The sequence below is a fragment of the Rhodococcus sp. IEGM 1305 genome (assembly GCF_030058635.1).
GTDB lineage: Bacteria > Actinomycetota > Actinomycetes > Mycobacteriales > Mycobacteriaceae > Rhodococcus_F > Rhodococcus_F opacus_D.
Genome location: NZ_JASHKX010000052.1, coordinates 39,538 through 45,939, shown reverse-complemented (window position 1 = coordinate 45,939; position 6,402 = coordinate 39,538). Strand labels below are relative to the sequence as shown.

6 protein-coding genes are annotated in these 6,402 nt (G+C 68.5%); 2 read left to right on the top strand and 4 right to left on the bottom strand.

Annotation, left to right across the window (positions count from 1 at the left end; translation table 11 throughout):
* Positions 1-16 precede the first annotated feature (16 nt).
* From QM693_RS35035 to QM693_RS35020, 4 genes are all read right to left on the bottom strand, one after another.
* Complete coding sequence (locus tag QM693_RS35035) at positions 17-976, bottom strand: PDR/VanB family oxidoreductase (protein WP_283354605.1); 960 nt, start codon at positions 974-976, stop codon at positions 17-19.
* Positions 977-992: 16 nt separating this feature from the next.
* The gene (locus QM693_RS35030; RefSeq protein ID WP_317569662.1) at positions 993-1,208 is read right to left on the bottom strand and encodes a hypothetical protein; all 216 of its coding nucleotides are present in this window, start codon (positions 1,206-1,208) and stop codon (positions 993-995) included.
* An 18-nt stretch (positions 1,209-1,226) separates the two neighbouring features.
* Entirely contained in the window at positions 1,227-2,300 is a 1,074-nt protein-coding gene (locus tag QM693_RS35025; RefSeq protein WP_283354603.1) for an aromatic ring-hydroxylating oxygenase subunit alpha, read from the bottom strand.
* A gap of 136 nt (positions 2,301-2,436) precedes the next feature.
* Positions 2,437-3,252 (bottom strand): class I SAM-dependent methyltransferase, encoded by an 816-nt coding sequence (locus QM693_RS35020; RefSeq protein ID WP_283354602.1) that lies wholly within the window; start codon positions 3,250-3,252, stop codon positions 2,437-2,439.
* A gap of 121 nt (positions 3,253-3,373) precedes the next feature.
* Here QM693_RS35020 and QM693_RS35015 point away from each other — a divergent pair, with 121 nt between their 5' ends.
* Complete coding sequence (locus tag QM693_RS35015) at positions 3,374-3,976, top strand: TetR/AcrR family transcriptional regulator (RefSeq protein ID WP_005253325.1); 603 nt, start codon at positions 3,374-3,376, stop codon at positions 3,974-3,976.
* A 50-nt stretch (positions 3,977-4,026) separates the two neighbouring features.
* Positions 4,027-6,375 (top strand): MMPL family transporter, encoded by a 2,349-nt coding sequence (locus QM693_RS35010; RefSeq protein WP_283354601.1) that lies wholly within the window; start codon positions 4,027-4,029, stop codon positions 6,373-6,375.
* Positions 6,376-6,402: the final 27 nt, after the last annotated feature.

Genomic DNA, 6,402 nt, shown 5'->3' with positions numbered 1-6,402 from the left:
TTACTCGTTCTCCGTCTCACAGTTCCAGCGTCAGACGTGGACAGCTCGCACGCGAGACGCAGATCATCATGGTGTCGTTGGCAGCCTGCTCGTCCGCGGTGAGCAGGGAATCCCGGTGATCGACAGTACCGCCGAGCACGGCCGTCTCGCAGGTTCCGCAGGTCCCTTCCTCGCAGGACGACAGCACCTGGACGCCGGCGGCGGTGACGGCCTGCAGGATCGACTGCTCGGGTGCCACCGTCACGGTCTTGCCGCTCAGTGTCAGCTCCACCTCGAACCCCTCGGCCCGAACCGGTTCCTCGAGATCCTTGGCCGCGAAGCGCTCGATGTGCAGCGCGCCGGACGGCCAGCTGTCGCAGTGACCGGTGACGGCGTCGAGCAGCGGCGCCGGCCCGCAGCAGTAGACGAGGGTGTTCTCCCGAACGTCGCCGAGCAGCCCCGGTAGGTCGATGAGGCCGTGCTCGTCCTCGGGGTGCACCGCCACCCGGTCTCCGAACCGCTCGGCGAGTGCGTCGGCGAACGCCATCGAACTGCGGCTGCGTCCGCCGTAGACGAGGGTCCAGTCGGCGCCGGCGTTCTCCGCGGCGTGCGCCATGGTGAGGATCGGCGTGATCCCGATGCCGCCCGCGACGAACACGTACCGCGGTGACGGCTCGAGCTCGAAATGGTTGCGCGGTCCCCGGACCGTGACGCGGTCGCCCTCGCTCAGCTTGTCGTGCACGAACTGCGAACCGCCGCGCCCCATCACCTCCCGCAGCACGGCGACGCGCCACGTCCCGGTGTCGGCCGGGTCGCCGCACAGCGAGTACTGGCGGGTGAGCTCCGGCGTCAGCACCAGATCGATGTGCGCACCCGGCGTCCAGGCGGGCAGGTCGGCTCCGGAAGGGTCGCGGAACTCCAGGACGACGACGCCGTCGGCGCCGGTGGTCTTGGTGGTCAGCTCCAGGTCGAGCACGGGTTCGGGTGGGGTAGGCATGGCGGTTTCTCCGGGATCAGACGGGAACGGGAGCGGATTCCGGCGCCGCGGGCGGCGGCGTGGCGGGCACCGGCGGATCGGCGGGGTGGTGTCCCTCGGGGTGGGCGAGCAACCACTCCCAGAGGGCGGCTGGTTCTTCCGCGACGTGGCGCGCGCCGCAGTGGCACTCGCCCTCGAGCAGGTCCGACCCCGGAAGCCAGACGATGCGCATGACGTTGGCGCCGCGGAGCATCCTGGTCGGTTCCACGGTTCAGCCCACCGCCGCGGCGGTCACGGCCTGCGGCGCGTCGACCAGCTTCTTCAGGATCCGGCGTGCGCCGAGGCCGCCGGCGTCGATGTTGATCGACAGCTCCTGGTAGCCGTCCTTTTCCGTGTCGAGCGCCTTCTGCAGGATGTTCAGCGCCACGACGTCCTGCATCACGACGGTCCGGTTGTTCTCGGCCAGGAACGTCGTGACGGCGTCGTCGCCGACCGCGAAGTCGCGGGCCACGGCCCAGAAGTCGAGGGTGGAATTCTCCGTCGACGGGGTGATCGCGTACACGATCTCGCTGTGGAACGCGTGCGGGTCGGAGCCGTCGTCGCCGGGCAGCGGTGCGCCGATCGGGGCGATGCGGCTGTGCAGCAGGTACAGGCACGGGGGCGTGTACTCGATGTCCTGCCAGCGGGTGATGCGTCCCTCGATGCCGGTGGACTTGGAGTAGAACGGCGGGCACTCGGCGTCGTCCATGTGCCGGGACACGTAGATGACGTTTCGGTCCTCGTCGATCTCCGTGGTGATCGGGGTTTCCGCTACCTCGGGGGTGCCGATGTAGCCGCCGTGCAGGTACGTCTCGTGCGACAGGTCCATCAGGTTGTCGACGAGCAGGCCGTAGTTGCAGTCGATCGGTTCCATGCCGCTGACCACGGTGTAGTCGGGGGAATCCATCCACGGTGCGCGGGGGATGCGGGTGGGATCGCCCTGCTGGGGGTTTTGTGGGTCGGCGATCCAGACCCACACGAACGAGTCCTGCTCGACCACCTGGTACGAGCGCAGCCGCGCGGTGCGGGGAACGCGCGCCTGGCCGGGCACGAACACGCACCCGCCGTCGCTGCCGTAGGTGAAACCGTGATAGCCGCAGACCACCTTGTCGCCGTCGAGCCGGCTCGGTGCCTCGGACAGCGGGTACCGGCGGTGCACGCACCGGTCGCTCATCGCAACGGCCTCGCCGGCCTCGGTGCGCCAGAACAGGATCGGCTCCTCGCAGATGGTGCGCGAGAACAGTTCGCGTCCGACCTCACGGCCGTAGGCTGCGACGTACCACTGGTTGCGGGCGATCGTGGACATGGGGGCCTCCGGAATATGCTGGGCTGCTGCTTTATTCGTGACGCCGGACTCGGTGAGGCGTCAGCGTCGTCTCCACCACTGTGCGGCACCGGAGGTGATCCACCACACTCGGTTTCCGAATGTCGGAAGGGTTTCGTCAGGGCTTGCGGACGAGGTAGGCGAACATCGTCACCGACATGTGGAAGTCGCCGCTGCGGGCAGCGGCGTTCAACTGGTCCAGCAGCTCCGCGCTCTGCGCGTCGGTGATCGCCCCCTCGGCGATCGCCGCGGCCGTCATCATCTGGACGAGTGGGCCGGTCACATCGCCCGGATCCTGGATCAACGCCTGCGTGCCGATGTCCTCGACGACGAGCCCGGCGGAGGTGAGCTGCCCCGCGAGCAACCGTCCGGAGTGCGGGTTCGCGGTGTGCGAGAGCATCACGTCCATGATCCGTTGCAGGATCTCGGGGTCGCCGGGGTGCATGATCGCCGTGCCCCAGTCGCTGTCGACGATGACACCTCGCCCGCCCGGTCGCAGAACACGGGCCACTTCCGCCGCCGCGCGGTCCGGATCGCTCAGGTGCTGGAACACCCGCTCACACCGCACGACGTCGAGGCGGTTGTCGGGGAACGGCAGCGAGTAGGCGTCGCCGATCACGAACTGCGCCGTCGAGCCCTCCACCCCGGCCCGCTCCCGGGCGAGGAGGGCCATGCCGGGATTGGGATCGAGTCCGATCGCGCGACCCGACGGGGTGACCGCGGCGGCGAGCGCACGTGTCTCCGATCCCGTGCCCGAGCCGAGGTCGAGGGCGCTCTCGCCCGGCTGCACGTGCAGGGCGGCGAGCGACCACTCGCGCAGTCGCCGGATTCCCGGGCGCGCGGCCTGCAGGTCGAGGACTGCGGCGAGTTGGTCCAGGGCGGCGCGGTCGATCTCGTCCGCCCGGAACGACAGCGGCGCGGTCGGATCGGACATGAATCCACCGTAACGCCGAGGTGACTCCCGACACAGTGCTGCGCGGACTGTGGGCAAGAACATAAAAGTTGCACTGTCGCGCAAATTTGCAGAGCTCTGCAAGTTCTGTACCGTCGGTGTAGTGATTTCGGAAATCGGACTGCGGGACCGCAAGAAGGCCGCCACGCGCGCAGCCCTCAGCGGCGCCGCCGCACGCCTGGCCCGCGCACTGGGCATCGAATGCGTCACGGCCGACGCCATCGCGTCCGAGGCGGGAGTCTCGACTCGGACGTTCCACAACTACTTCTCCAGCAAGGAGGAGGCGGTACTCGCGCACTTCGAGCAGTCCGTCCACGACTGGGTGGACCTGCTCCGCGCCCGCCCCGAGGACGAGCCGATCTGGGATTCCCTCGAGCACGTGGTGGTCCAGATCGTCACCGATCCGGCGAAACCGCTCGAAGAGACCGCGGTGATGATGGAACTCGTCGAGACCAGCCCCGCACTGCTCGCGAAGAAACTCGAAGTGCACCTGCGCGTCACCCGTCTGGTCGGTGAGGTGATCGCCGAACGCACGGGCACGAACATCGACACCGACCTCTACCCCAACCTGCTGCACCTGGCGGTCGGATCGGCGTGCAAGGCGTCGCTCGACCTGTGGATGAGCGGCAAGTCCGGTGCGAGCGGACCCGAAGAACTCGTCCGCGACGCCATGCGCCAACTCCGTCAGGGAATCCCGCAGCCGTAGCCGGCTGCCCCGAATCACTCTTCGTTCCACCGACTCAGAAGGAGCCTCTCGTGGCCACCTATCTCTATCGGATCGGCAGATTCGCCTACCGGCGAAAAGGTGCGGTCCTCAGCGTCTGGTTGGTGATCCTGGTCCTCATGGGCGTCGGGGCGGCAACGCTGTCCGGGCCCACGAAGGACTCGTTCTCCATCCCGGGCACCCCCGCGCAGCAGGCGCAGGACCTGATGGCCGAACGGTTCCCCGAGGCCGCGGGCAGCGACCCGATGAACGCCGTCAGCGCGCGTTACGTGTTCGCCGCTCCCGAGGGGCAGACCCTCGAGAGCGAGCAGAGTCAGCAGGCGATGGACGCGGTGCTCGCCAAGGTGCGCGGCATCGACCAGGTCCAGGACGCCGCCAAGGTCGATCCCGCCACCGCCTCGGGCGCCGACGCCGCGAAGGCACTGGTAAACCCCGTCACCGCGAACGAGCAGCTCGTCGAGATGGCGAAGTCGACCGCGGCCGACAAGGGGATCAGTGAAGACGCCGCCGTCGCGAACGCGCAGGCGCTGTCTCCGCTCAACGCCGACAAGACCGTGGGCTACGTCGAGGTGCCGTTCAAGGGCGGCATGGGCGACGTCGACCAGGCTCTGCGCGACCAGATCTCGGCCGCGGCCGACGCCGGCCGCAACGCCGGACTGACCGTCGAGATCAGTGGCTCCGCAGCCAACGAAGCCGAGCCGCCCGGCGGCGCCACCGAACTCGTCGGTATCGGCGTGGCCGCGGTCGTGCTCGCGCTGACGTTCGGTTCGCTGGTCGCCGCGGGTCTGCCGTTGATCACCGCGATCATCGGCATCATGATCGGCAGCCTCGGAATCACCGTCGCCACCGGCTTCACCGACCTCAGCTCGATGACCCCCACGCTGGCCATCATGATCGGCCTGGCCGTCGCCATCGACTACTCGCTGTTCATCGTGTCCCGGTTCCGACACGAGCTTTCGCTCACCGACGACCGCTCGGAAGCGGCCGGACGTGCCGTCGGCACCGCCGGTTCCGCCGTGGTGTTCGCCGGTCTCACGGTGATCATCGCCCTGATCGCGCTCCGCGTCGTCGGGATCCCGTTCCTCTCCGACATGGGTGCGGCCGCCGCGTTCACGGTGTTCATCGCCGTCTCGATCGCATTGACGCTCCTGCCCGCGATCCTCGGGCTGTTCGGGAAGAAGGCGTTCGCAGGCAAGATCCCGTTCCTCAGCAGTCGTGACCTCGAGGACGACGAGGGCAAGCCGAGCCTCGCCCTGCGGTACATCAGCGCCGTGGTCCGCAGGCCCGCGATTCCGCTGATCGCCGGAGTCGTGGTGCTCGGGGCGCTCGCCATCCCGGCGACCGGCCTGAGCCTGGCCCTCCCCAGTGAGGGCACCGGCGACCCCGCCACCAGCTCCCGGCAGGCCTACGACCTCGTGAGCGAAGGCTTCGGACCCGGCAAGAACGGTCCGCTGCTCGTCGTCGTCGACGCCAAGCACGTCACCACCGGCACGCCGTCGGCGGCGTTCGGGGATGTCGTGAAGACCATCACCGCGCAGGACGACGTGTCCAACGCTCAGGTCGTCGGCGTGAACAAGGCCGGTGACACCGCGCAGATCCTGGTGACGCCGAGCAGCGCCCCCAGCGATCCGGCGACGATGGACCTGGTGAACAACATCCGCGGTGCGGAGGCGGAGCTGCACGACTCGATCGGCGTCAACTACGGCGTCACCGGGCAGACCGCGCTCGAAGGCGATGTGTCCGAGACGCTGCAGGACGCGCTGATCCCGTACCTCGCGGTGGTCGTGGGCCTCGCCTTCCTCCTGCTGCTGCTGGTGTTCCGGTCGGTGCTCGTGCCGCTGACGGCCACCCTCGGCTTCCTGCTCAGCGTCGCGGCCACGTTCGGTGCCACCGTCGCGGTGTTCCAGGAGGGCTGGGGCGGCATCATCTCCAACCCGCAGCCGATCGTCAGCTTCATGCCGATCTTCCTGATCGGCGTCGTGTTCGGTCTCGCGATGGACTACCAGGTGTTCCTGGTGACCCGGATGCGCGAGGAATACGTCCACGGCGCGACCGCGAAGCAGGCCGTCACCGTCGGTTTCAACCACGGTGCCCGGGTGGTCAGCGCCGCCGCGGTCATCATGATCTCGGTGTTCGCGGCGTTCATCGCCGAGCCGAACTCGTTCATCAAGTCGATCGGTTTCGCCCTGGCGGCGGCCGTGTTCTTCGACGCCTTCGTCGTGCGCATGGTGATCATCCCGTCCGTGATGGCATTGCTCGGCGACAAGGCGTGGTGGCTGCCGAAGTGGCTGGACAAGATCCTGCCCAACGTCGACATCGAGGGCGAGAAACTGAAGAAGGTCCTGCACGACGCGGACGAGCCGCTGCAGCCCGTCCGGTAGGCGCTTCGCGCCCGTGCGCCTTTCTGG

What these genes read in the sequence shown, in the direction of transcription:
- QM693_RS35030 (WP_317569662.1), bottom strand. Translation starts at nt 1,208, where the DNA reads ATGCTCCGCGGCGCCAACGTCATGCGCATCGTCTGGCTTCCGGGGTCG.
- QM693_RS35020 (WP_283354602.1), bottom strand. Translation starts at nt 3,252, where the DNA reads ATGTCCGATCCGACCGCGCCGCTGTCGTTCCGGGCGGACGAGATCGAC.
- QM693_RS35025 (WP_283354603.1), bottom strand. Translation starts at nt 2,300, where the DNA reads ATGTCCACGATCGCCCGCAACCAGTGGTACGTCGCAGCCTACGGCCGT.
- QM693_RS35035 (WP_283354605.1), bottom strand. Translation starts at nt 976, where the DNA reads ATGCCTACCCCACCCGAACCCGTGCTCGACCTGGAGCTGACCACCAAG.